This window comes from Acinetobacter sp. MF4640 (assembly GCF_002018895.1).
GTDB lineage: Bacteria > Pseudomonadota > Gammaproteobacteria > Pseudomonadales > Moraxellaceae > Acinetobacter > Acinetobacter johnsonii.
On sequence record NZ_MVOM01000057.1, the window covers coordinates 1 to 24,302 of the forward strand.

Consider the following 24,302-nt stretch of genomic DNA (forward strand, 5'->3'; position numbering starts at 1 on the left):
GGATAATCTTTTTCAGATTCAATCAATAATTGAACCGCTCTTTCTCTGATTTCAGGGGTATATTTTAATTTTGTCATCGGGATAGTCTCTCAGAATATTGACTCTCCGACAAACCCGGTACGATTCAGTGGGTTAGCACGACTACTCTTTAATTTAATCTGTAGACGTAATTCATTGACCGAGTCTGCATTTCGTAGCGCTTCTTCGTAAGCAATTGCACCTTGATTGTATAAATCAAACAAAGCCTGATCAAAAGTCTGCATACCTAGCTCTCGTGACTTCGACATCACTTCTTTGAGTTCATGGAAATTCCCTTTAAGTATCAAGTCTGACATAAACGGCGTATTGAGCATGATTTCCACTGCTGCTCGGCGACCACGGCCATCTTCAGTTCGCACCAGACGCTGTGAAATAATCGCCTTCATATTGGAAGATAAGTCCATCAAAAGTTGATTGCGACGTTCGTCTGGGAAAAAGTTAATAATACGATCTAAAGCCTGATTTGCATTATTGGCATGCAATGTTCCTAGGCATAAGTGACCTGTTTCTGCAAAAGCTATGGCATGCTCCATAGTCTCCGTGTCACGAATCTCACCAATTAAAATGACATCAGGTGCTTGGCGCAAAGTATTTTTCAAAGCATTGTGCCAAGAGTGACAGTCCACACCCACTTCCCGATGAGTAATTATCGATTTCTTATGTTTATGTACATACTCCACAGGATCTTCAACCGTAATAATGTGCCCTGCCGAGTTTTCATTTCGATGATCAATCATGGCCGCCAAAGACGTAGATTTACCTGACCCTGTACCCCCAACGACCAATACTAAACCACGTTTTTCCATAATCACGTCTTTTAAAGACGTTGGAAGTTGTAGCTTAGTGAAGTTAGGAATTTCCGCGGTAATCGTACGAATCACCATCCCCACATGCAGTTGCTGCTGAAAAACATTGACACGAAAACGCGAAACATTGGGAACGCTAATTGCAAAATTACACTCCAGCTCAGTTTCGAACTCTAATCGTTGCTTTTCGTTCATTAAGCTATATGCAAAGAGCTTAGTCTGATCAGATGGCAAATTTTGTTGACCCAATGGCTTCATAAGGCCCTGATGCTTAATACTTGGCGGAAAGTCTGCAGATATAAATAAGTCTGAACCACCATACTCAACCACTTTGCTGAGCATGTGAAACATCATCCGACGGGCTTCTTCTAAAAGTTCTGCAGAATACATAGTGTTCTCTAAAATTAGTGCAAATAGCTGACTTTAAAAAGCATTTCTTTTATTCAAAATACAATTTTTTATCGTGTTGTTTCAGGCTTCTGATTTTGCATAAGTTTATGCTCTAGCTCAACCTAATTTATCGTTTGATAAATAACTTTTAGCTTATTTTTCAATTTATTATCTTCATTTATTGAACTGGATCACAAAAAAAAGACCTTTCATTGAAAGGTCTTTTTGGCTGCGTTGATTAAGCACTCCGTTGAACAGCGTGGCTGCGTAATGTGTCGGCAACCTCTAAAAGGACTTGCTCGGTTTTTTCCCAGCCTAAACAGCCATCGGTAACAGACTGACCATAGACCATGTCATCTGAAATTTTCTGATTACCATCAACCAAATGACTTTCAAACATGACACCACACACATTGCTTTGCGTACGTTCTGCAACAATGCTACGCAATACATTAGGTTGATTGAGTGGATTTTTACTACTGTTACCATGACTACAGTCAATCACCAACGCTGGTAATTCACCTTTGACTTTATCTTGCATATGACGAATATCGGCTAAAGCATAGTTAGGCCCTGAGTTTGCACCACGTAAAATCAAGTGTGGCTTCGGATTTCCTTGGGACTGAAGCATACATGCCATGCCTTGCTGCCCAATTCCCATGAACTGGTGAGGGTTTGATGCAGACTGAATCGCATCCAGAGCAATTTGAATTGAGCCATCTGTACCATTTTTGAAACCAATGCTGAATGGCATATGACTCGAAATTTCACGATGAATCTGCGACTCGCTTGTACGCGCACCAATAGCTCCCCATGCCAACAGATCGTCGAAATAAGCAGTCGCCATCGGGCTTAAAATTTCTGTAGCAATCGGTAGACCCATTTCAATAATCGCTAAATACAATGCTCGAGACTGCTCTAGTCCCAACTGCATATTGGAAGATCCATCAAGTAAAGGATCGTATAAAAAACCTTTCCAACCCACTGTTGTCCGTGGTTTTTCAATATAAGCACGCATTACGAAGAAAATCTGATCTGAAACTTTGGTTTGTAATTGTTTTAACTTTTCAGCGTATTCTAAAACCGCAATAGGGTCATGAATGGAACATGGGCCAGTAATGACCATTAAACGATGGTCTTTGCCATCTAATATATTTTGAATGGTTTGACGCTGTTCAGCAATTTGTAGTTTTAATGGCGTAGAAAGTGGCAACTGCGCTTTGAGTTGCTGCGGCAAACTTAAAAGTGTTTCTTGAACTGTCGTTTGTGTACTTTGTAGTGCAGCATTTAGAGCATTCATTGGTTTGTATCCTTTGGACTGTGGTCTTCAGTCCGATCTTTTATTTGAGCGTTATGGGTCTAATGGATTGCTGGGCTAAAGTCATAAATTGACTAAAGTAAAACCAATAAAAGTTGCTAAAGTATGAATAGTTAGTTGTTTTCATGAAGTACTCCAAAAATTATTAAAACAGCAGATATAAAAAAACCTGACCAGGGTTGCCGATCAGGTATTAACTAGGTGGGCAACCTTTTGATGCCCGAACGCGTTCAGGCAATTATCTAAATTGCCAAAAGTAATAATTTGCGTTAGAGATTACAGGTTGCTTTAACATTTTTATATCTTCAAAAATATGTTATCTGAAATTTAAAATACGCTGATTTTTTTGCTTTTACAACACTTTTTTATACAAAAAATTCTGTTCTATCCCGCTTAAGCCACTGCCTTCGCCTTTAACTCAATGGCCTAATCATGTTTGAGTTCATGAGAACAGTCGCTATGAAGCCTAGTGTAGTTTTAGCAACTGCATTTCTGCCTGCTGAGCACAAACAGGCGGACTAAACAGATAACCTTGCCCAATATGACAGCCCATATTTCTTAAAAGCTGCAATTGCATTTCAGTTTCAATCCCTTCAGCTACGATATCCATTGATAAAATCGGGCCAAGTTTGGCTAACCCTTCGACAATGGCATAAATCGATTTATCATCACTTAAACGCTGTACAAAAGAGCAGTCAACTTTAATAATATCAACGGGATAGTCACGTAAATGAGTAAGAGAGGAATGCCCTGTACCAAAATCATCCAGTGCTATTCGCACACCATTTGCTTTGAGTTTTTTTAAGGCTCGAACCACGTATTCATAGCCGCGTTCAGCCAAATGATATTCAGTGACCTCGATTTCAACAAATTTCGAGGGGATGCGGTAGGCTTTGAGACGTTTTAAAAAGATCTCTGCAAAATTATCACGCATAAACTCAACAGGTGCTGCATTAATTGAAATAGGTACAACTTGTAAGCCTTTTGCACGCCATTCAGTAATTTTTTTAAAAACCTGATGCTGCATAATCTCACCAATACGGCTGGATAACTCATAATCATTAAAGGCTGCTGCAATTCGTGCAGGACTTTGAATGTTATTCTGATCATCACGCCAACGTAAGAGCGCTTCATAACCGATAATTCTTTCTGAATCTAAACACACTTTCGGTTGAAAGAAAGCCTCGATGGCAACATTACGAATAATTTGATGCGCACAATTAAGTTGTTCAGATTGCTCCCGTACCGCATTAAACATATCCTGATCAAACATGCGCATACCACCGCGGCCCTGTGCTTTAACATCATTCAGTGCTGTATCGGCACACTTGAGTAGCTCACTGAGGTCATTGGCATCATCTGGATAGAGGCCACATCCAATACTCATGCCACCATTGATGTAGTTCCCCGAAAATGTGATGGGAATCTCGAGTTGTTGCAAAATCTGCTGGGCAATTTGGTTGAGCTCACCTATATCCTGCACATTCGGAATAATCACACCAAACTCATCCCCACCAAGACGTGCCAAGAAAGCACGCCCTTCTAAAATTTGTTTTAAACGTTTCGATAAAATTCTTAAAAGGTGGTCACCTGCGGCATAACCGAGTGTGTCATTGATGGTTTTAAAGTGATCTAAATCCATCAACATGACGGCTAACTTTTGTTTTTTATCACGTGCACTACTATACAGTTTTCTGATTTTTTCTTTAAACGCACGTCGGTTATTTAAACCGGTTAACTCATCACGTTCACTGCCTTGTTTTAATTTTTGTTCGGTGAGATATTGCAGCGTGATATCACGTGAAACACATAAAATACTCTGGGTCTCTCCGTCAACATCAAGTACAGGTGTCAGAACATTATCCCAATAATAAACTTTACCGTCCGATAAACTCATGCCATTAAAACGGGAAATTTGTCCTTGGCCTGCATCATGCAATGCTTTTTTGGCTTTTTTACGCACCGCAGGAGGCAAAAGTTCGACCCAAGACATACCAAAGTCCTTAACATCTGCACTTCCCAATAACATGACACATGCCGACTTATTCATATGTGTGACCGTGCCATCTGGCTCAACTACAATAATGCAGTCTACGCTGGCATTTAACATATCCGAATGCGCACGTAACAGCGCCAAAGACTCGATATAAATTTTCATGCCCTGATGAATATCAGTGCAACTCAGTTGAAATCCAGCTGTCGAGCGATCCATTTCACCTTGGACTAAGAACCAATGATACTGGCCCTGATGATTACGAATCCGACAGGTTTTTTCAAATGTGAGCTCGGCAATTATCGGTTGATGCAAAAATTCATCTAATGCTGGTACATCTTCTGGATGAATATATTCGACCAAATTGAAGCTATCTGCAGATAAATCCATTCCTCCTACATACTGACGTAAGGGTAAATTTATATATTTGCAGAGGTCATTATGAATCCAAAAAAGCTGAGGAATAATATCAATCAGATGGTGGTCTTTTTTTGAAGTAGAACTCATTCCTGCCTGTTGATCATAAGCAATCTTTTTAGATTTATTCTTAGGCTGTGAATGGGTTCGAGACATAATAATTATCTGCAACTTAAACTTGCTGGTTTAGTCCATAACCAGACATATTGTTTAAAAAAGAAATCAAGCAAAGTCATGAAAAACAATGAAAAACAAAAAAGTAAATATAAGTATAATGACGCTGCGTGATTACCATCACAATATGCATCATATACAACTTATATAAGCGTATACCAATGAAAAATTGCAACTATTACACAAATTAGACAAATAACTGAGAGCCGTTTTCAATAGCAAATGAGTATTCATTTGAGCGACATAGCAAAGCTAAACAACTTTCACTGAAAAACCAATATTAACAATAATTTATTTTAAGTAAATACCGACTATTCACATAATGATTAAATTTAATCCGACTTACACAAAGACATCATATAGAGGGGTTTTACGCCCTACTTTTGTGCAAAAAAAAAGCAGAAACCTAATGGGTCAATATTATCCAATAAAGTTTCTGCTCTGGTACATGCTTGTGAGCTATGATTTAAAGATTTTTTTCTTCAATAAACTCAGATTGTGTTTCAGAAAAGACTGTGTAGGGTCACTTTTTTCATAACACTCATTTGGCAGTGAGTATTTAGCCAATTTCACCCAAACAGATGAAAACTGTTTGATAAAACTCGCTTCATTGTAATGAATTCCATACTCTGCGCACAGTGCTTTAATTTTGGGCGCGACTTGTGCGTAGCGATTGGCTGGCATGTCAGGGAAAAGATGATGTTCGATTTGATGACTCAAGTTCCCGCTTAAAATATGCAAGCCCTGTGTCCCACTAAAATTACTTGAGCCTCGAATTTGGCGCAGATACCACTCAGCCCGTGTTTCATTGTCGATATTGTCCATTTCAAAGTTTTCAGCGTCTTCGGTAAAGTGACCATTAAAAATCACCGCGGATGCCCATAAACTACGAATAACATTGGCTACTGCATTTCCTGCAAAGACTGGTAGTGCATTTGGCCCAGCAATGATGGGAAAAAATATATAGTCCTTAATCACTTGGCGTTTCATTTTCTGCCTAAAATCATATGACTCTACCCAGACTTCGCGCCAAGTTTTTGTTTTATAGGCCACCACATCTTCTATATGAAGATTTTGTATACCAACGTACCATTCAAAAAACACCATTAACTGTGCAGCTAAAGGTAGATTCAGTAAAAAGCGAGGTTCCCAGACCTGTGCATCGCTCACACGGACTAAGCCATAGCCGACATCATGGTCCATACCAACAATATTGGTGTAGGTATGGTGGATATAATTATGCGTATGTTTCCAGTCGGGGCCTGTGGCCATAGTGTCCCAGTCATAATTTGTCCCATTGAGACTCGGGTCATTTAACCAATCAAACTGACCATGCATGACATTATGCCCAAGCTCCATATTTTCTACGATTTTAGATACCCCCAATAAACCTGTGCCCAAAAGCCATACTGGAGGCAGCCATCCTGCAAACATAAGCAGCGCTCGTGCGCTTATTTCGCTATAGCGCACAAAATTTCGGATTTTGTAAATATACTCAGCATCTTTTTCATTGAGACTTTCCATCACTTCACGACGGATTGCTTCAACTTTCGCACCAAACTCTTCGACTTGTGCAGGACTTAAATATTTGGATTTACTGCTTTCACTAAAATAAACGGGAAGATTCATATCTATGCCTTCTTAAAGGTTGATCACAACAGGACTAACCGCCTGTGAAATGCATAATTTAATTTGTGTGTTATTGTTTTGATCAAGCTCTCCTGTGAGCAGATTCCGCACCACACCCTGAACTTTGGTACATGAACAAGTATTACAAATGCCCATACGACAACCATGTGCGGGACGTAAACCCGCCTGTTCTGCACTGTCTAATAAATTGCTTTTGGCCTGAAACTGTTGCTGAGAACGTTGAAACGTGACCACTTGAGCACTTTGGGTGTGATCGACAACAATTTGAAAGTATTCGGTATGCAGATAGTCAACTAAGTCTAGAGCCTGATAAATTTCTGTCAGGCTTTGCATCATATTGGCAGCACCACAAGCATAGCATTCACGTTGTTCAAAACCTTCAATCTTTTGGCTAAGCAACTCTTGGCTCAGATGTTGTTTATGAGTCCGTGTATTGACATGATGGTATTTAAACTGCGGATAATGTTCAGTAAGTTGTTGCAGTTCTGCATGAAAGGCATCATCCCGCGTAAAGTAAATTAAATCGATATTGGAAACTGTTTGTGGGCGTTTTAATGCAGCCTTAATCAATGCGTAAATTGCGGTAATACCACTTCCCGAGGCAATCATCAGTGCAGAGTGAGGCTGACTTTTTAAAACAAATTCGCCCTGCGGTTTGGAAATTTCAACTACACTTTTTACAGGCTGTTGAGTGAGTGCATTTGAGACTTTGCCCTGTTGTTTAACAGCAATCACAAGATTGCCATTTTCTATAATCTCGACAATTGAATAGCTGCGCTGCCAACGTACACCAGCAATGAGTACTGTCACTAAGATACTTTGCCCAGCTTGATAGTCGGTTGCTTTAAAATGATGATTTGGCTGTAACTGCATGTACACAAAGTCATCTGACAAGTGATGCTTTGCAACAATCCGCGCTTTGGCTTTTTTCCATGCCCATAGCGGATTTACTTTTTCAGCCAGAAAATCGATGAAATCTTCGCGTACCCATTCAGGACGGTATTCAACATGCTTTCCCATAGTCACCCTCTGCTTTAGTTTATTTTTATACAAGTGTGCATTATTGAGACATCAAGATAAGGTGAGAACCTATTTTCGACTATGTCATAAAAGGACAAAATCTAACGAATTGACATTTTTTATCATTTTTGTCTAACAACATGAACAGTTTTGCCAATTCACTTTTCTTCAAGCAAAAAATAAAAAACCAAGCCGCAGCTTGGTTTTTTAAACATCTTACAGCGAATTAGTCTTCAAAATGAATCACAGTACGGATTGATTTTCCATCATGCATTAAGTCAAAGGCTTCATTGATTTTGTCGAGACCCATGGTATGCGTAACAAATGGAGCTAAACGAATGTCGCCAGTCATTGCTTCTTCAACCATACCAGGCAGTTGCGAACGACCTTTTACACCACCAAAAGCTGTCCCTTTCCAGGTACGGCCAGTGACCAGTTGGAATGGACGCGTTGAAATCTCTTGGCCTGCACCTGCCACACCAATAATCACCGACTGTCCCCAACCACGGTGTGCACATTCAAGTGCTGAGCGCATGACATTGGTGTTACCAATACATTCAAATGAGTGATCAACCCCCCAACCAGTCATTTCAACAATGACTTCTTGTACAGGACGGTCATGATCTTTTGGGTTTACAAAATCAGTTGCTCCGAATTCTGCTGCTAATTTATATTTGTCAGGGTTCGTATCAACCGCAATAATACGGCTGGCTTTGGCTTTTTTTGCACCTTGTACAACTGCTAGACCAATACCACCTAAACCAAAGACTGCAACGGTATCACCCTCTTGTACTTTAGCTGTATTTTTGACTGCACCTAAACCAGTGGTCACGCCGCAGCCCAATAGACAGACGTGTTCAGGGTTAGCATCTGGATTGATTTTAGCCAAAGACACTTCTGCGACAACGGTATATTCAGAAAAGGTTGAACAGCCCATATAGTGATAAATCGGTTGCCCATTATAAGAAAAACGCGTTGTACCATCTGGCATCAGACCTTTGCCCTGCGTCGCACGGACTGCAACACATAAATTGGTCTTGCCTGACTGACAGAATAAACACTCGCCACACTCAGCCGTATACAGAGGAATAACATGATCACCCGGCTGAACGCTAGTTACGCCTTCACCGACCTGAACTACGATACCCGCACCTTCATGGCCTAAAACTGCTGGAAAGACACCTTCAGGATCATCACCAGATAAAGTAAATGCGTCGGTATGGCATACACCTGTATGGGTAATCTTGACTAAAACCTCACCTTTTTGTGGTGGAGCAACATCAATTTCTACAATTTCTAGAGCTTGTCCAGGTCCAAAGGCAACAGCTGCACGTGATTTCATTTTCGCTATCCTTAAGGAAGTCTTTAACAGATGCGCTACAGTAACCGCTTTTTATTCTCTGTTTCAACCTATAACATATGAAATATATAACTTATAAAAATTAGGTCTTTAAAAGAAATATGGTGATACCAACTCATTGTCGACCGCTGATTTTGTTGAGCACCGTTTTAACACTCGCGGGATGCCAACTCGCCCCCAATCAGGCTAAGCCTTCAGCCCCTGTAGAGGTATATGCAGAGCATTGGCTCAAGGGTCAAGATGCATCTGCACAGCAAAAACAGGGGCTTACGGCTTATTTGGCGTTGGATGAAGCATTTATGAGCATTGCCTCACGCCTACACTTGATACTGGAGGCCAAGCACAGTCTAGATGTCCAATACTATATTTGGGGAGATGACTTTATAGGCCATATGATGTTGCATGAACTGTTAAATGCTGCGGATCGTGGGGTGAAAGTACGTTTATTGATTGATGACCAAAACGGCACGGCACTTGATGAAACTCTCAAAAAACTGACCGCTCATCCCAACTTTGAAATCAAATTATTTAATCCTTACAAATACCGTCATTTACGTGTGATTGATTACGTTTTTCGCTTCAATCACATTAACCATCGTATGCATAACAAACTGATCATTGCTGATGGTGCAATTGCGGTAACTGGTGGTCGTAATATCAGCAGTGAATACTTTGATGCCAGTGAAAAGTTCCAATTTACAGATTTGGACATTTTGTTTTATGGGCAAGCTGTAGAGCATGCTAACAGTGTATTTCTAAATTTCTGGAATGATGATCTCAGTTATACAATTCCCCAATTAGTGGGTCGTGGAACAAAAGAAGAACTGGCTCAATTAAAACAGCACTATGAAGCGTATGCCTTAGATAAAAATGTGATTGAACAGAAAATTGATTTGGCTCGGATACAAGTCGATTCAGAGCTGACTAAGCATCCTGTTAACTGGGCAAAGGCTCATTTCATCGCCGATTCTCCCAATAAAATTCGTGGTGAAGCAAAGCCTGATGAAATCATTGTCAAACAAATGTTCGATTTGATGGGCAAGCCTGAAAAGCATATGGAGTTGGTCTCCGCATATTTTGTTCCAACCACAGCAGGTGCTGACTACCTTTCCAATTTGGCAAAAAATGGAACTCGAGTTCGGGTCTTAACCAATTCGTTATTGGCTAATGATGTTGCCATTGTGCATGCATTTTATAAAAAATATCGCCGTGGCTTGCTCGAAAATGGCGTCAAACTGTATGAGTTTAAACCCTATATCGAACGAGAAAAATACACATGGTATGAAGTAGCAACTGGGCATGTGATTCCAGCTAAAGGTCGAAGTTCCTCACGGCTCCATGCCAAATTTTTTGATATAGACGGAAAAGTCTTTGTCGGTTCGTTTAACTTTGACCCACGCTCAGCCCATTTAAATACAGAAGTGGGCTTAGTGGTGGAGTCAGATCAATTGCAAAATGCAATCTCACATAAGTTAGATGAATTTCTTCCGCATATTGCATATGAGTTAAAGCTTAATCCTCAAGGCGATATCATTTGGCTTGAACATCAAAAAGATGGAAGTGTCATTGAACATCAAACAGAACCCGAAACCACAAAATTTCAGCGTTTTATGATGAAAGCTGTATCATACCTGCCCATTGAATGGATGATGTAATTACAGGTGAATGACGTTATCCACATTTTCTAATGTATAATTGCTTTCTGTTTAGGCTGAGTTGCTTTGTTTTTAGGCTCAGCTTAAAAATGCTTTATCTATTTCTATTCTTAATACAACAGCGTTGAATATAATACTCGAACAAAATAATTGGCTCTGATACCTAACTTCATTCAAGGGCTTGAAAGGTTTTACTCAGTACACACTTTGATTTAACATGCAGCCCTTCTTTTTTATCTCTCCTTTACAAAGTTTAGTAATGCAATTTTTTGATTTAAGTCGTCAGTTTAATCTTAGTAATATTTTAACCCCCTACAAAACGCTAGAAGAGCTTGCTCGACAAGAATGGTTTCTAAGTAAAGTACGTGTTGAACATGACTGCTTGAGTGACAGTGACATTCTTGAAGGACAACTCGTTTTAAAATCCAATCAAAATATCCAAATTGAACTGGAGTGGCTAATCCAAGATACAGGCCATAAACTTTTGGTTCAGTTTAAAGGGATCGAAACAGCTGCAAGCGAAGAGACTTTTGTTTTGGTGAAAGGTGCACAATTGATCGATGAATCACAACAGCCACTTTCGGTAGATGCACTCAGCCTATGGATTGATGGAACATTATTTCCTATGCTGCCACAACTACGTAAACAGATTAAAGCGCGGCTTAATCTCTGGGACTATGTTGAGTACGAAGACTAAAGCAGACCAACCATCTACGAATGGCTGGAATATTCAGTCATGTGGATAATCCAAATAGTTACCTAAAGTAAGCCTATTTCAGAAAATAAGTTGTAATAAGCCTCGGCTTTTTTCTCTAAAGCCAAAGGATAGGCACGAGAAGAAGATGGCATCCGATAAAGCCTCAGATCTCGCCCAGCAAAATGTGTCTCGGACTTCATGCCAATTTGTGGTTTTAACGTACCTGTGGGCATAGACAGCATGAGCGTATCAGTAGCTTTATCGCCAGTGGTCATCACACTATGACATTCGGGCATTTTTTCAAGTAAATGTTGCACATTGGTTGGGTTAATAATGTGCAAAAACTTATCTGAAGCATTGCCTTTTTGGCGAATCACTTCATAGGCCGTATCAAAAATCGCAATGCCCCGTTCATTTAAAAATGTACGGATCTGTTGTTCTTTAAATGTCTTCTGTTCGATATTGAGAAAATAATTTTTATCTTGGAAAAAACACAGGCCAAATATTTTCCACATATCATTTTGAAAATTTGGATAGTAAAAGTCCATTTTCCAGCGGGTCTTGGGCGGCGGAAAGCTGCCCAGCATCAATAATTTGGCATTAGCTGGGAGGAACGGTTTAAGTGGATGTTTTTCAATTTCAACTGAATGTGTCATAAGCTATAGAAAATTTGTCTTTATTGCATTTTAAAAAGATTGGCGTATTTTTTCAGCCACTTGTTTACCCCAATACTGATAAATTTCTTTGCTGGGGTGGAAACCGTCTTTGGCCATAGCTAAGTTTAAAGCTAAAAACTTCTTTAGATCGTACTCTATCCACTCCATCTGTTTTTGCTGTGCGACAAATTGGCCTAATTCTAAGTTCATCGCTTTGGCATATTGACCAAACAACCATGCAAGTGGGTTTGGAAGTGCAGGAAACTGATCCATCGGAGGTACACCAGATGCAATCGTTAATTGTGGACTAAACTTATGTTTGAGTATTTGATAAAGCTGCTTCTGTTTTGCGATCCAAGCCTGCGGCGAAGTGAATTTTGTAATGTCATTTACGCCCACAGAAGTAATGATGACATCAAAATGCTGTGTCTCAAACGTTTGGATGGACTGAATGACCTGATCTGTGGTGAATCCCGTCGTTGCGTGTAAATAAAATTGAATACTAAACTCAGATGACAGTTCTTTTAAAATTGAACCCAATAAGGCATCATCTTGAACATTTACACCGACGCCCGCTGCTGCTGAATCCCCCAAAATGAGCAAGGAAAGCGACTTACCCACGCCTTTTTGTCCAATGCGCTCTCCTTCGGGTTCAGCCAATCTTGGTGTATTTTTTTTGACGGCATAACCTTGAAAAAGAATGACTGGAATCAAAGCCAGCGTATAAATTTTTAATCGCATATTCAGTGACTGGGTCTAAGCTAACTGAGAGATGAAAATAGTATACGTTGAATTGCACCGATACACAGACTTAAATATTTTTCAGAAATATTGCTGCAAAGTAAATAACATAACATCTATTAAATCAATAACTTATAAGACTTAATATTATTCTAACAATTTGAGTCTTTGTCTTCGGCTATTTTTCTAAGTGACAAATATAATCTACAACTTCACTTGCCATCATACTAAAGCGGCTGTTGGCAGGAACATCAAAACTTTCACCTGCACAATACAGAGTCATTTCAGTCTGTAGCCCAATTTTAACTTGGCATTGACCTGAAACAATTTCAATATGCTCCGCAACATGCGTTTCAAACGTCAGCGGTTGATCTGTAGGCAAAATAACCCCAAGGGTCTTTTGTGAACCATCTTCACATTGAATGACATGACTGATTGAGCGCCCACCAAAATGAACATTGGGCTTTTTTCTGACTGAAACAAAGTCGAATTGTGTGGACATCTTGATCACCTTTTTCTTCAATGCTACCTCGATTTTATGACCAACTCATGAATGCACTCAAATGATCATTTGGAAATAGCAACATATGTTTAGAAGGTACTCGCATAGTTAAAAATAAAAAGGCTGATTTACAGCCTTTTTATTTCAATCATTAACCCAGTTTATTAACCAATTTCAGCGGTAAAATTTTCATTGCTAAACCTAGTGGTAGCCATGGCCATTTAGGAACATAGGCTTTTACAGGGGCTTTTTCAATTTCTGCTGCCAACAGTCGTGAACCTGTTTTTTCATCGACTTCAAAAGGTAGTGGTTTTGCACCCTCATTGATTTCTGTACGAATATATCCAGGAAAAATAGTCGTAACTTTAATTGGGGTATTGAGCAGTTCTGCACGAATGCCTTCAGCCAAATGTGCAACACCTGCTTTACTTGCACCGTACGCTGTCAAATGTTTTGGCATACCGCGGACTGCACTCATAGAAGAGATAACAACCAAATGTCCTGCATTTTGCTCACGGAAAATTTCGACTGCAGCTTCACACTGTGCTAGAGCTGAAATAAAGTTGGTTTCAACCGTGGCTTTATTAATCGCAAAACTGCCTTTGCCAATTCGACGCCCATCTCCAATTCCAGCATTCACAATTACACGGTCTAAATGACCAAACTCTTGTTTAAATGCACGAAAAACTTCAAACACTTGATCGTAATTGGTCACATCTAAAACTTTAGGAATGACTTTTATCCCGTACTTGCTCTCAAGTTCCTGTTTTAGGCTTTCAAGGCGATCTAAGCGTCGTGCACAAATTGCCAAGTTATAACCTTTTTGTGCAAATTCGCGTGCCATACCTGCACCAATACCAGAACTTGCCCCTGTAATTAAAATTGTTTTAGCCATGTCTTAATCCTGTCCTTAGATCCATGTCAGTAAGTTTGAGTTTTCGGCTTTAATAAAATGATGTTCATTGAGACTTAAAAGCTGCGGTTCATTGCCCACCAGTCGTAATGTGGTCATGCTGCTGTTGGCAATAGCCCAATTTAGCGCAAAGGTTTTATTTGGACTTAAACCTAACAGCTTACCTGCAATCACTGAAATTACACCACCTGAAGTAAACACCACAGCATAGCGCGGTTTGGATTGAGCTAGTTCATCACACAAATCTTGTAAAGCGACTTCAATTCGACTTTTAAATTCAGGCCATGATTCATCGTATTCATGGTGATAGTCGCCACCCGTCCAGCGTTCAATTGCCCCTTCAAATATCTTGGCCAAATATGCACGTGGGTTCGATTCTTTAGCCACATCGACTTTTAGTAAATGTGGCTCGTTAAAACGCGGTTCGTAATGAGCAAAGACTTGCTGATGATTGAACTCATTCCATGCAGAATCTGTTAAGACATCCACCTCAGGAAAGCATTCAGCCAAAGAAATACATGCCGTTTGCTGATGTCGCTGCATGGAGCCTGACACCACCACAGGTGCTTCTTTTAAGATCTGATCAAAATATTGACCTAAAATTTTGGCTTGGAGTTCACCATTGGGAGAGAGTTGATCATAACTTTCTGCACCAAAAGATGCTTGCCCGTGGCGAATGAAATAAATAGTGGTCATTTGCCTAATATTTCCTTCATTTTAACAATGTATTTTTGAGCAACTTCATTGGCTTCAATTTTCTGTAAACCAATCAATTTAAGTGCACGAATATGGAGAGCATGAATCAAAATCCAAAAATCTTTGAAGGCAGGATTATTGGTCTGTTTGTGGTGATAGCGATAATAAATTTGCTGGGCAATCACGGCTAAACGGAAAATACCAAAGACTTCATAAAAGGTCCAATTCTCTACTTCTAAACCCATTTTTTCTAAATAATAATCGACCACTTCTTTACGTGTGAACATGCCTTTAAGATTTGTCGGTTGGCGACGTGTCGCTTTAAAGAGTGCACTATCCGACTCTTCAACCCAATATGCCAAAGCCGAACCTAAGTCCATGAGTGGATCACCAAGCGTTGCCATTTCCCAATCCAAGACACCAATAATTTGTGTCGGATGATTCGGATCTAAAATGACATTATCAAAACGCCAATCGTTATGAATCACACAGGTTTTTGAGTCTGCTGGAATATTATCTTTCAGCCACTTTCGCACATATTTAAATGAAGGGACATTAATGGTTTTGGCTTTTTCAAAACGAGCGTCCCAACCTTCCACTTGACGACGACAGTAACCCTCACCTTTACCAAGGTTCTCAAGTTCTGTGCCTTGGTATGGGACTTGATGAAGTTCGATCAGTTTATCAATCACATTGATACATAACTCACGAACTTGGGGTTCTTTAAAATCTAACTCTCTCGGTAAATTGGCCCGTGGAATAATGCCTTCTACGCGTTTCATCACGTAGAAGTCACAGCCAAGAACAGTTTCGTCCTGACACAATGCAACCATTTCGGGAAGTACAGGATAGAAAGGGGTTAAATTCTTTTGCACTCGATATTCACGTGCCATGTCATGTGCAGATTTAGCTTTGGTACCTTTGGGTGGGCGGCGTAGAATTAGATCGACATTGTCGTATTTCAATCTATACGTCCAGTTAGATGCACCGCCTGAATATTGCGTTACTTCAACCTGCCCTTGTAGATCGACACCTTGTGCTTTGAGCCAGTTTTCTACGGCTATAGCATCCAGTTCTTCACCCGCCCGAACTGTTCCACCTACATCAATCGCTGACATTCTTTTTTCCCAAACTATCAATCTTTTCTTTATAACTTAGAAGATCATCTATTCTTATTTCAACACGATGAATTAAAGAGATGATCTTCTCCTCTATTATTTTTTACGACGCGTACTATAGCCGCGTTTTGCCAGTTCTAGTTTTGCAATCATGCCTTTATGGACTTCATCTGGCCCATCAGCCAATCGCAGTGAACGTGCTTGAGCGAAGAAACCTGTCAAAGGCGTATCACGCGACACACCTGCTCCGCCGTGAATTTGAATCGCCATATCGACCACTTTTTCAAGCACACTTGGCGCAACGACTTTAATCGCAGAGATTTCGGTTAACGCTGCCATATTCCCTAAAGTATCCATTTTATACGCAGCATACAAGGTTAATAAACGTGCTTGATCAATTGCAACACGTGCATCAGCCACGCGCTCTAGGTTTCCACCTAATTTTAAAATTTCTTTGCCAAATGCAGTACGACTCATACCACGATCGATCATCAACTCTAAAGATTTTTCCGCAGCACCAATGCAGCGCATACAGTGATGAATACGACCCGGGCCTAAACGACCTTGGGCAATTTCAAAACCTTGACCTGCACCACCAATAAAGTTGGAAACAGGAACACGAACATTACTAAAGCTAATTTCGCCGTGACCATGGGGTGCATCGTAGTCACCAAAGACTGGTAACATTCGTTCTATTTTGACTCCAGCCGTTTCAACAGGCACTAAAACCATCGAGTGTTGATGGTGGCGATCTTTAGTTTCATCTGGTGTATGTGCCATAAAAATAATTATTTTGGCATTGGGGTCACCTAAGCCTGAAGACCACCATTTACGGCCATTTAGCACAATCTCATCGCCTTCGATCACGGCTGTTGCTTGCATATTGGTCGCATCGGATGAAGCAACAGCTGGTTCTGTCATACAGAAAACAGAACGAATTTTTCCATCTAAAAGCTGCGTAAGCCACTCTTGCTTTTGAGTTTCAGAGCCATAACGCCACAATACTTCCATATTGCCACTGTCAGGCGCATTACAGTTAAATACGGTCGGCGCAAGAAGACTGCGACCTGTGAGTTCTGCAATATGAGCGTACTCTTGAACCGATAGACCTTGGCCCAATTCAGGACATGGCAAAAACATATTCCATAAACCCGCAGCTTTTGCTTTGGCTTTGAGCGTTTCAAGTTGTACAGGCCACTGCCATTTGGTCCAGTCGCCACCTTGGTTCAGTTCATGTACCTCATGCCAAAAGTCAGTTTCGATCGGCTCAATTTCGTTTTGAATAAATTGTTTGGTACGTTCTACATAATCTTGAGCACGTGCTGAAAGTTCAAACATGGCTGCTTCCTTCGATCTATTTTGATATTTTCGCTTTACATCAACATAACCTGAAAACTAATATGAACAAAATGATTTTATTTTATAGATCAGCATGAACAGTATTCATAGTAAGTCACCCATTGATATGGGGCTTTTTCATCGCATCGATATCAATTTATACCCGCTTTTTATTGCAATTTATGAGCAAAAAAGTATTTCTAAAGCAGCTCAAATCTTGTCGATTACGCAGTCTGCTGCTAGTCATGCCTTGCAGCGTCTACGTAGCCATTTAAAGGATGATTTATTTGTTCGCTCTGGCAGCCAAATGCTTCCAACACCTTTTGCAGAACAAAATTACCTAATTATTAAAAATGCTTTAATTGCAATTCAAAGTATTTCCATGCAGCAGCAAAGCTTCGACCCCAACATGGTTCAAAGCCTAAAAATTGCGATTCATGATGAAATCGAACCAATTGTTTTCCCAAAGTTAGTTGCTCACTTTCAGAAACTTGGACTAAGTATTCAGTTCATGAGTAGCAAGCTTGACCGTAAAACAGTAGATGCTGATTTAGTTTCTCAGCAAATTGATTTTGTAATTGATTTGGAACAAAACTTTGGCGATAAAATTCAATTTGAGAGCTTGGTCAAAGACCAGTTTGTGGCTTGTACTCAGCTCCAGCAAATCAATGCTGAATTGTATTTGGCTGCACCACATATTGGTGTATCTTCGCGGCGTACTGGTGTTTTGGTTGAAGATGTTCATTTAAATCGTAAGCAACTGTCTAGGCAGGTTTTTTTGCGTTGTCAGCACTATTCCACTGCGCTACAAATTTTAGAGCAATATCCAAATGCAATTTTAACGATTCCTCAAAATATTTTGAGCCATTTGCATGTTTCCCCTCTGCTCAATATTTTTGATGTTCCTGTGAAACTGCCGCAGATGAATATTGGAATTTATTGGCATAAAAATTTAACTGAAAATAAAAGACACCTTTTTTTTAGGAACGAAATTTATAAAATTTTTGCTTAGGCTATTTCTAAATAAACTATAAGTATCCGCAAATAAACTAGCTATTTGCTTTTTTATTTCGCTAGAACTTTATTCCTGTTTACTTGTTTAATTAAACATCTATTTTGTTATGAAAAATAAACACTTGAGATCACTTAAAGCATTTTAAATAGTGTATCTACCATACAATGTCTTTTTGATATTTTTATTTTCCATTGCTCTCCTCTATGTTTGATCACCTGTCCAATAGCTGGCTCATCGGTATTGGCTTCGCCCTTTGCCTGATACTGGTATTTACTTTTTATAAAATACAAAATGCACTCAGCCAACTTCTCCATCCCTTTAAAAAAGGTAAAACCTATTGGTGTCGAATTACGGCTATAAGTGATGGTGATACGCTAACATGTTATCGCTTTAACTTTCGACGCTCTGAAACCAAATTACGCTTTGCCTATATTGATGCGCCTGAGTCCACTCAAAGCTATGGGCCTGAATCCAAACGCTTAATCAAAAAAATGGTTTATCGGAAAGTGGTTCGTGTTCGTATTACAGACATTGACCGTTACGGTCGTTGTGTAGGTGAAATCTACCGTTTTCGGAGAAGTATGAATGAGGAGATGGTTAAACGTGGTGCAGCATGGGTCTATGAGGACTATATTAAGGATAAAAAGCATTTGAAACATATGAATGCTTTACAAAGTCATGCGAAAAAGCACAAGAAAGGTTTATGGCGCGGCACCCGCCCTATTCGCCCGAGTGACTACCGCAAAATGAAGAAGTAGTCGACCTGTAAAAAACTCAGCCTAAAAAAAGCCGCTCCATCGTGTAGAGCAGCTTTTTCATTAATTATTTGAAGACTTTAAAGCGTACAGCATCATCCACAAAGCCTTTTTCTTTAGCTTCCCCCTCAACCGAGCCGAAGACCAGTTGTGCACGCAGTTTCCAACTTGCAGGCACATTCCACTCAGCATGGACTTCTTCATCTACAATTGGATTGTAATGCTGTAAAGATGCACCTAAACCTAAGGTATGTAATGCAGTCCAAGTTGCAAACTGTGCTATTGCAGTTGAATGCTCTGCCCATACTGGGAAATTTTCAGCATAAGATGGAAATTGCTCTTGTAGGTTCTGAATTACATCTAAATCTTCAAAAAATAAAACTGTTCCCACACCTGCTGCAAAACTGGCCATTTTTGTCGTTGTTTTAGCCGCACTTTCTTCATCTTTAGCATAAGACTTCAGTTTTTCAGCCACAAAAGTCCAGAACTTTTCATGTTGCGTATTAAACAAAATCACCGCCCGAGATGACTGTGAATTGAACGATGATGGGCTTTGTTTAATGGCTGTTTGAATCAAATCAGTTAAAAATTCAGGGCTGTGCTCGACCTTTTTACCAATGGCATAAATGGTACGACGCTTTGTGATTAAGTCGATGAACTGATTTGACATATTATAAAATCCTTACGGTTATACCGTGAATGATGACCCAATGTATCAAGCAATATTAATTCCAATATTTGACCAAATAATAAAATTTAGTGCTTTATATGCAGTTTAAATACTTTCTTGTGCTCGCAAATACATAGTTTTGCTATCGATATAAAAAATCCTCCATTTGGAGGATTTTTTGAATGACTTAAAATTTGGCTTCTAAAACTTGAGTTGGAATTTTATTTTTCCATAAGTCACGAAGAACGGGTAAATAGAACTTTTCACCCAGTTCAACCAATTCTGCATCGATCAATGCATGAATCTCATGCATAAATAAATAATCAAGTTCAACTGTTTTCAACTGTTGCTGTGCTTTTGCAAAGTCTTTGCGCTTTTGTTGTGCACGTTTTACTAGAGCATCTGCAAAATCTTTATCTTTAAACTGTTTGATCGCGTTTAAACGTAGCTCAATCACGCCCCAACCACTCAACAACAGTTTGAAAAGTTCAAAGTCAGTCGTAGTTGATTCCCATGTCATTTCTTCAAGATTTTCATTTTCAGGTAGAACAGGAAGTAATAACTCCATAACACTTGGGAAAATCTTTTTGAAATTTAAAACAAATTTAACAGGATGTTCACCCGGATAATCGTTAAATTGCACGTTTTTCTGAACATCTGTCAAATAAATATCAAGCATGGTAACTCATCAGCAGTTTATCTTTAGTCGACCATTGTACCGACTTCGCCCAAAGATAAAAACCGCTGATGTTCATTTGCTCTTTAGTTGAGCATCTGGACCAAGGGCTATTTTACATTTGGTGAAATCATTTGCTCTGGACGTACCACTTCATCAAACTGCTCAGCAGTGACCAAGTTCAACTCCACAGCCACTTGTTTTAGGGTTTTGCCTTCTTTATACGCTGTTTTGGCAACTTTCGCTGCATTTTCATAGCCAATCACTGGGTTTAAAGCCGTAACTAACATCAATGAGTCATGTAAGAAGTGGTCAATTTTTTCGCGGTTTGGCTCAATACCCACTGCACAGTGATCATTAAAGCTATTACATGCGTCACCCAAAAGCTGAATCGACTGCAACAAATTAAACGCAATCACTGGCATGAATACATTCAACTCAAAGTTACCCGATGCACCCGCAACATTAATCGTGGTGTCATTGCCTAAGACTTGAGCCACCACCATGGTCATCGCTTCACTTTGAGTCGGGTTCACTTTCCCCGGCATAATACTTGAGCCTGGCTCATTTTCAGGAATACGTAACTCGCCAAAACCACAACGTGGACCACTTGCCAACCAGCGAATGTCATTGGCTATTTTGTTCAAGCTTACCGCAAGCGTTTTTAATGCGCCTGAAGCAAACACTGCTGCATCACGCCCAGCCAATGCTTCAAATTTATTTGGTGCAGTCACAAAAGGCAGTCCTGTCAACTGTGCCAGTTGCTCCGCTGATTTTTCTGCATAATCAGGATGAGCATTCAATCCTGTACCTACAGCGGTTCCACCTAAAGGCAGCTCATACAAGCCTGAAAGTGCTTGTTGTAAACGCTTTAAGCCGTGATCGAGCTGAGAAACATACCCGCTAAATTCTTGGCCTAAGGTTAAGGGTGTCGCATCTTGTAAATGAGTTCGGCCAATTTTGACGATGTCAGCAAATGCTTGAGACTTTGCCTCTAAAGTATCTCGAAGCTGTGTCACCGCAGGAATCAGTAATTCATTGATCTGAATACTTGCTGCGACATGAATCGCCGTTGGGAAGGAGTCATTGGTCGACTGAGCACGGTTCACGTGATCGTTCGGGTGTACAGGTTTTTGTGCACCTAAGGGATTGCCAAGTTTCTGATTGGCGATATTGGCAATCACTTCATTACAGTTCATGTTGCTTTGTGTGCCTGAACCAGTTTGCCATACCACCAAAGGAAACTGACTATCCCACTGCCCTGCAATCACTTCATCCGCAGCACCGACGATGTATTGCGCCAATTCTTGTGGAATTTGGTTGAGCTCAGCATTGGTCAATGCTGCTGCTTTTTTCACTAAGCCCATGGCACGAATCATTGGACGTGGTAGACGTTCACTGCCAATTTTAAAGTTTTGCAAACTACGCTGAGTTTGAGCACCCCAAAGTGCTTCGCTCGGTACTTCAACTTCGCCCATCGTGTCATGTTCAATACGTGTTTGCATTTTAACCTCTTCCTTTTTAAGTGAATTGCAAAATGATTATTTTGCGCTTGTTTTCCTTATCTTAATGATTAAGCAGAAATATTCAAATGATAATCGTTATCTATAAATTAATTAACGGCCATCTAAACTTTGTCGGTAGAAACGCCATCCATCTTCAAGGGTCTGTTCTAAACTGCGCTTCGCTTGCCAGTGTAAAACGTTTTTCGCTTTACTACACTCTGCTGCGACCTGATCTAATTCCACAATGTTCGAATCAACTACATCGACTGTAGCAATGTCACTTTGCGTCACGCTTTCAACTTTTTCAACCAACTGCTGTATCGACACACTTTGACCTGCGATATTAAAAGCTTCACAAGCAAACTGTTGAGTGCTTAACCATTGTAACGAAGCAGCAATCGCATCACAGGCATCGAGGATATGTAAAAAACTACGCTCTACGGTATGATCTGTGGTTTGTGCACTTTTTCTAAGTTCAATATGATCACGCTGTTTTGCAGCGACTTGCATCAACAGTGGAATAATATTTTTCGGTAAAGGCGGAAACAATTCTCCGAGCATCGCATTTTCAAATGCGCCTGCGACATTGCCCATTCTTAAAATTGCAATTTTCCATTCATTATCCGTTTTTGCTGTATCCCGAATAATTTCTTCGACCATTTGCTGCGATTTGATATACGGGTTTGGATAGCCGTAATTCAGCTCTAAATCTTCTTCTAAATGTAGGTTGGATTCACCATAGACCGCAAGACTTGAAAGATGAACCAAAGTTCGGACACCTGTGCGCTGCATGGCACGCAGTAAACTCATAATACAACTGACATTGTCATTATAGTATTCCAAAGGCTTCAGTACCGATTCTTCAAGCGATTTAAAACTTGCAGCATGCACTACCGCATCGATGGAATACTGCTCAAAAACTTTGTTTAAAGCAGGCGTATTTCGTATATCAATTTTGACAAAAGGCACGTACATGCCACTAATAAATTCTAATCGTTCAAGAGTTTGCAAGTTCGCATTGGATAAATTGTCTACAATAATGACCTCTTGCCCATGCGCCATAAAGCTCAAAGCAATATGAGAGCCTATAAAGCCTAAACCACCAGTCACTAAAATCATTGTATACATACTCCTTATAATAATCAGCAAGTTGCGTTTTATTGGTGTATTTATGGTGTTTGAAATGACTTATCCACAGATATTAAACGCAAAAAACCGACTCAAAATTCTCTTGAGTCGGCCAATCTGCAAGAGCACTATACCATCATTTTAAAGGTTCGGAATATCGTATGTGTTACAGTTATAGCTGTGTACTGTATATTGTTTATGAAAAGAAAAAGATTATTGAATAAATTGTGAAGTTTGTAATTTGAGGGGAGGTATTCAATGGCCTACATCACCAAAGATGGCAAGTGGCTTGCCTATCGAGATGCGACACAAGAAATACTGGAATATGATGATTTTTCAGATATCCAACAAGTCTATCAACCTGAATGGTTTTGGGTTGATGATAAGGATTACGCCAAAGTATTTCATGCTGAAAGTATAGCGAGCTCATTTCTAATGCGTAGACGTGGGGAGTTTTGGAAAGGTGCTAAGGTTGTAAAGATGTAGACCAACAATTCATATCGTTTTTTGAATTAGTAAAATTATTAATGTTGAGGTTTTTTTATGAGTATGCGGCTAGAAAGTTTAATAAAATTAGGAGACGTATTAAATGGCTTATATGGTGATTTAGAACATTATGAAATTCAAGATACTTGGAACAGTGAGAGCAAAGACACTTGGTCTAAATTAGTTAAGCACAAACTAGCACCAATACTAGATAAAATTAGAGTTAAACAAGTTTTTTACACTACTGATAATATAATTGAAATAAAAAACTCATTATTAAATATAAAAAACACTCTATCAACCATTTACAATAATTTCAACAGAGAATTTCGTGATGAACGTATAATCTTGTCTTTTATTACACATCTGACGCTGCCGACGATCTTACGCGTGTAGATTTGGTTCGCTGTTGGTCTCTCACAAAAACAATAACAATAGATACACCAATTAACAATGATTTCATTTGATTTTAACTAATTGATTAACTCATTTATCAATTCATACCATCAATTCAAGTATACCCTATCTAATTTCCCTCACTACTGTGTCTCCTTCTTTTAATGAGTTTGATCACTTCGTATTTA

General features: G+C 39.7%; 23 protein-coding genes. 6 read left to right on the plus strand and 17 right to left on the minus strand.

The features are described 5' to 3' along the window. Positions 1 to 89 precede the first annotated feature (89 nt). From MF4640_RS15690 to MF4640_RS15715, 6 genes are all read right to left on the minus strand, one after another. The gene (locus MF4640_RS15690; protein WP_078390189.1) at positions 90 to 1,235 is read right to left on the minus strand and encodes a PilT/PilU family type 4a pilus ATPase; all 1,146 of its coding nucleotides are present in this window, start codon (positions 1,233 to 1,235) and stop codon (positions 90 to 92) included. Between the two features lie 238 nt (positions 1,236 to 1,473). After that, on the minus strand, positions 1,474 to 2,535 hold the full coding sequence (locus MF4640_RS15695; RefSeq protein ID WP_078390190.1) for a 3-deoxy-7-phosphoheptulonate synthase: 1,062 nt from the start codon (positions 2,533 to 2,535) through the stop codon (positions 1,474 to 1,476). A 484-nt stretch (positions 2,536 to 3,019) separates the two neighbouring features. Continuing rightward, complete coding sequence (locus tag MF4640_RS15700) at positions 3,020 to 5,119, minus strand: EAL domain-containing protein (protein ID WP_078390191.1); 2,100 nt, start codon at positions 5,117 to 5,119, stop codon at positions 3,020 to 3,022. A gap of 477 nt (positions 5,120 to 5,596) precedes the next feature. Next, positions 5,597 to 6,766, minus strand: coding sequence for a fatty acid desaturase family protein (locus tag MF4640_RS15705; RefSeq protein ID WP_078390192.1), 1,170 nt, complete (start codon positions 6,764 to 6,766; stop codon positions 5,597 to 5,599). A gap of 12 nt (positions 6,767 to 6,778) precedes the next feature. Then, positions 6,779 to 7,807 (minus strand): flavin reductase family protein, encoded by a 1,029-nt coding sequence (locus MF4640_RS15710; RefSeq protein ID WP_078390193.1) that lies wholly within the window; start codon positions 7,805 to 7,807, stop codon positions 6,779 to 6,781. Positions 7,808 to 8,033: 226 nt separating this feature from the next. Further along, the gene (locus tag MF4640_RS15715) at positions 8,034 to 9,149 is read right to left on the minus strand and encodes an S-(hydroxymethyl)glutathione dehydrogenase/class III alcohol dehydrogenase (protein WP_005399520.1); all 1,116 of its coding nucleotides are present in this window, start codon (positions 9,147 to 9,149) and stop codon (positions 8,034 to 8,036) included. 119 nt (positions 9,150 to 9,268) lie between these two features. Here MF4640_RS15715 and MF4640_RS15720 point away from each other — a divergent pair, with 119 nt between their 5' ends. Beyond that, positions 9,269 to 10,822, plus strand: a complete 1,554-nt coding sequence (locus tag MF4640_RS15720) for a phospholipase D family protein (protein WP_039889630.1) — start codon at positions 9,269 to 9,271, stop codon at positions 10,820 to 10,822. A gap of 259 nt (positions 10,823 to 11,081) precedes the next feature. Further along, entirely contained in the window at positions 11,082 to 11,519 is a 438-nt protein-coding gene (locus tag MF4640_RS15725; RefSeq protein WP_039889867.1) for a hypothetical protein, read from the plus strand. A gap of 62 nt (positions 11,520 to 11,581) precedes the next feature. Here the strand turns inward: MF4640_RS15725 and MF4640_RS15730 are convergent, their stop codons facing one another. The 7 genes from MF4640_RS15730 to MF4640_RS15760 all read right to left on the minus strand — a co-directional run bounded on the left by MF4640_RS15730 (position 11,582) and on the right by MF4640_RS15760 (position 17,483). Beyond that, positions 11,582 to 12,175 (minus strand): uracil-DNA glycosylase family protein, encoded by a 594-nt coding sequence (locus MF4640_RS15730; protein WP_005399523.1) that lies wholly within the window; start codon positions 12,173 to 12,175, stop codon positions 11,582 to 11,584. Positions 12,176 to 12,205: 30 nt separating this feature from the next. Further along, positions 12,206 to 12,916: an SGNH/GDSL hydrolase family protein gene (locus MF4640_RS15735; RefSeq protein ID WP_039889631.1), complete on the minus strand. Its 711-nt coding sequence runs from the start codon at positions 12,914 to 12,916 to the stop codon at positions 12,206 to 12,208. A gap of 178 nt (positions 12,917 to 13,094) precedes the next feature. Further along, the gene (locus MF4640_RS15740; protein WP_005399525.1) at positions 13,095 to 13,418 is read right to left on the minus strand and encodes a pyrimidine/purine nucleoside phosphorylase; all 324 of its coding nucleotides are present in this window, start codon (positions 13,416 to 13,418) and stop codon (positions 13,095 to 13,097) included. 151 nt (positions 13,419 to 13,569) lie between these two features. Next, positions 13,570 to 14,313 carry an SDR family oxidoreductase gene (locus tag MF4640_RS15745; RefSeq protein ID WP_005399526.1) on the minus strand — a complete coding sequence of 248 codons (744 nt, stop codon included), beginning with the start codon at positions 14,311 to 14,313 and terminating at the stop codon, positions 13,570 to 13,572. 15 nt (positions 14,314 to 14,328) lie between these two features. Continuing rightward, positions 14,329 to 15,027, minus strand: a complete 699-nt coding sequence (locus MF4640_RS15750; protein WP_078390194.1) for a histidine phosphatase family protein — start codon at positions 15,025 to 15,027, stop codon at positions 14,329 to 14,331. Continuing rightward, entirely contained in the window at positions 15,024 to 16,145 is a 1,122-nt protein-coding gene (locus MF4640_RS15755) for a phosphotransferase family protein (RefSeq protein WP_078390195.1), read from the minus strand. The genes MF4640_RS15750 and MF4640_RS15755 overlap by 4 nt, the downstream gene beginning before the upstream one ends. Before the next feature lie 96 nt (positions 16,146 to 16,241). After that, positions 16,242 to 17,483 (minus strand): acyl-CoA dehydrogenase family protein, encoded by a 1,242-nt coding sequence (locus tag MF4640_RS15760; protein ID WP_005399529.1) that lies wholly within the window; start codon positions 17,481 to 17,483, stop codon positions 16,242 to 16,244. Positions 17,484 to 17,577: 94 nt separating this feature from the next. Between MF4640_RS15760 and MF4640_RS15765 the strand changes: the two genes are divergently transcribed. Both MF4640_RS15765 and MF4640_RS15770 read left to right on the plus strand, forming a co-directional pair. Next, positions 17,578 to 18,495, plus strand: coding sequence for a LysR family transcriptional regulator (locus tag MF4640_RS15765; protein ID WP_005399530.1), 918 nt, complete (start codon positions 17,578 to 17,580; stop codon positions 18,493 to 18,495). 206 nt (positions 18,496 to 18,701) lie between these two features. Next, complete coding sequence (locus tag MF4640_RS15770) at positions 18,702 to 19,256, plus strand: thermonuclease family protein (RefSeq protein WP_039889634.1); 555 nt, start codon at positions 18,702 to 18,704, stop codon at positions 19,254 to 19,256. Between the two features lie 64 nt (positions 19,257 to 19,320). Here the strand turns inward: MF4640_RS15770 and MF4640_RS15775 are convergent, their stop codons facing one another. From MF4640_RS15775 to MF4640_RS15790, 4 genes are all read right to left on the minus strand, one after another. After that, positions 19,321 to 19,923: a nitroreductase family protein gene (locus MF4640_RS15775; RefSeq protein WP_078390196.1), complete on the minus strand. Its 603-nt coding sequence runs from the start codon at positions 19,921 to 19,923 to the stop codon at positions 19,321 to 19,323. A gap of 187 nt (positions 19,924 to 20,110) precedes the next feature. Then, positions 20,111 to 20,602 (minus strand): hypothetical protein, encoded by a 492-nt coding sequence (locus MF4640_RS15780; RefSeq protein WP_004693302.1) that lies wholly within the window; start codon positions 20,600 to 20,602, stop codon positions 20,111 to 20,113. 107 nt (positions 20,603 to 20,709) lie between these two features. Continuing rightward, positions 20,710 to 22,104: a class II fumarate hydratase gene (fumC, locus tag MF4640_RS15785; protein ID WP_004979849.1), complete on the minus strand. Its 1,395-nt coding sequence runs from the start codon at positions 22,102 to 22,104 to the stop codon at positions 20,710 to 20,712. Positions 22,105 to 22,215: 111 nt separating this feature from the next. Then, the gene (locus tag MF4640_RS15790; RefSeq protein ID WP_078390197.1) at positions 22,216 to 23,223 is read right to left on the minus strand and encodes an NAD-dependent epimerase/dehydratase family protein; all 1,008 of its coding nucleotides are present in this window, start codon (positions 23,221 to 23,223) and stop codon (positions 22,216 to 22,218) included. A gap of 267 nt (positions 23,224 to 23,490) precedes the next feature. Here MF4640_RS15790 and MF4640_RS15795 point away from each other — a divergent pair, with 267 nt between their 5' ends. Beyond that, entirely contained in the window at positions 23,491 to 23,718 is a 228-nt protein-coding gene (locus MF4640_RS15795) for a hypothetical protein (protein WP_078390198.1), read from the plus strand. 57 nt (positions 23,719 to 23,775) lie between these two features. Continuing rightward, complete coding sequence (locus MF4640_RS15800) at positions 23,776 to 24,114, plus strand: hypothetical protein (RefSeq protein WP_078390199.1); 339 nt, start codon at positions 23,776 to 23,778, stop codon at positions 24,112 to 24,114. The last annotated feature ends 188 nt before the right edge of the window (positions 24,115 to 24,302 follow it).

Excerpts from the sequence above, each read along its gene's own strand:
- MF4640_RS15760 (WP_005399529.1), bottom strand. The coding sequence starts at position 17,483 with ATGTTTGAACTTTCAGCACGTGCTCAAGATTATGTAGAACGTACCAAA.
- MF4640_RS15770 (WP_039889634.1), top strand. The coding sequence starts at position 18,702 with ATGTTTGATCACCTGTCCAATAGCTGGCTCATCGGTATTGGCTTCGCC.
- MF4640_RS15720 (WP_039889630.1), top strand. The coding sequence starts at position 9,269 with ATGGTGATACCAACTCATTGTCGACCGCTGATTTTGTTGAGCACCGTT.
- MF4640_RS15740 (WP_005399525.1), bottom strand. The coding sequence starts at position 13,418 with ATGTCCACACAATTCGACTTTGTTTCAGTCAGAAAAAAGCCCAATGTT.
- MF4640_RS15765 (WP_005399530.1), top strand. The coding sequence starts at position 17,578 with ATGAACAGTATTCATAGTAAGTCACCCATTGATATGGGGCTTTTTCAT.
- MF4640_RS15715 (WP_005399520.1), bottom strand. The coding sequence starts at position 9,149 with ATGAAATCACGTGCAGCTGTTGCCTTTGGACCTGGACAAGCTCTAGAA.
- MF4640_RS15755 (WP_078390195.1), bottom strand. The coding sequence starts at position 16,145 with ATGTCAGCGATTGATGTAGGTGGAACAGTTCGGGCGGGTGAAGAACTG.
- MF4640_RS15735 (WP_039889631.1), bottom strand. The coding sequence starts at position 12,916 with ATGCGATTAAAAATTTATACGCTGGCTTTGATTCCAGTCATTCTTTTT.
- MF4640_RS15795 (WP_078390198.1), top strand. The coding sequence starts at position 23,491 with ATGGCCTACATCACCAAAGATGGCAAGTGGCTTGCCTATCGAGATGCG.
- MF4640_RS15695 (WP_078390190.1), bottom strand. The coding sequence starts at position 2,535 with ATGAATGCTCTAAATGCTGCACTACAAAGTACACAAACGACAGTTCAA.
- MF4640_RS15790 (WP_078390197.1), bottom strand. The coding sequence starts at position 23,223 with ATGATTTTAGTGACTGGTGGTTTAGGCTTTATAGGCTCTCATATTGCT.
- MF4640_RS15705 (WP_078390192.1), bottom strand. The coding sequence starts at position 6,766 with ATGAATCTTCCCGTTTATTTTAGTGAAAGCAGTAAATCCAAATATTTA.
- MF4640_RS15745 (WP_005399526.1), bottom strand. The coding sequence starts at position 14,313 with ATGGCTAAAACAATTTTAATTACAGGGGCAAGTTCTGGTATTGGTGCA.
- MF4640_RS15775 (WP_078390196.1), bottom strand. The coding sequence starts at position 19,923 with ATGTCAAATCAGTTCATCGACTTAATCACAAAGCGTCGTACCATTTAT.
- fumC (WP_004979849.1), bottom strand. The coding sequence starts at position 22,104 with ATGCAAACACGTATTGAACATGACACGATGGGCGAAGTTGAAGTACCG.
- MF4640_RS15690 (WP_078390189.1), bottom strand. The coding sequence starts at position 1,235 with ATGTATTCTGCAGAACTTTTAGAAGAAGCCCGTCGGATGATGTTTCAC.
- MF4640_RS15780 (WP_004693302.1), bottom strand. The coding sequence starts at position 20,602 with ATGCTTGATATTTATTTGACAGATGTTCAGAAAAACGTGCAATTTAAC.
- MF4640_RS15750 (WP_078390194.1), bottom strand. The coding sequence starts at position 15,027 with ATGACCACTATTTATTTCATTCGCCACGGGCAAGCATCTTTTGGTGCA.
- MF4640_RS15800 (WP_078390199.1), top strand. The coding sequence starts at position 23,776 with ATGAGTATGCGGCTAGAAAGTTTAATAAAATTAGGAGACGTATTAAAT.
- MF4640_RS15700 (WP_078390191.1), bottom strand. The coding sequence starts at position 5,119 with ATGTCTCGAACCCATTCACAGCCTAAGAATAAATCTAAAAAGATTGCT.
- MF4640_RS15710 (WP_078390193.1), bottom strand. The coding sequence starts at position 7,807 with ATGGGAAAGCATGTTGAATACCGTCCTGAATGGGTACGCGAAGATTTC.
- MF4640_RS15730 (WP_005399523.1), bottom strand. The coding sequence starts at position 12,175 with ATGACACATTCAGTTGAAATTGAAAAACATCCACTTAAACCGTTCCTC.
- MF4640_RS15725 (WP_039889867.1), top strand. The coding sequence starts at position 11,082 with ATGCAATTTTTTGATTTAAGTCGTCAGTTTAATCTTAGTAATATTTTA.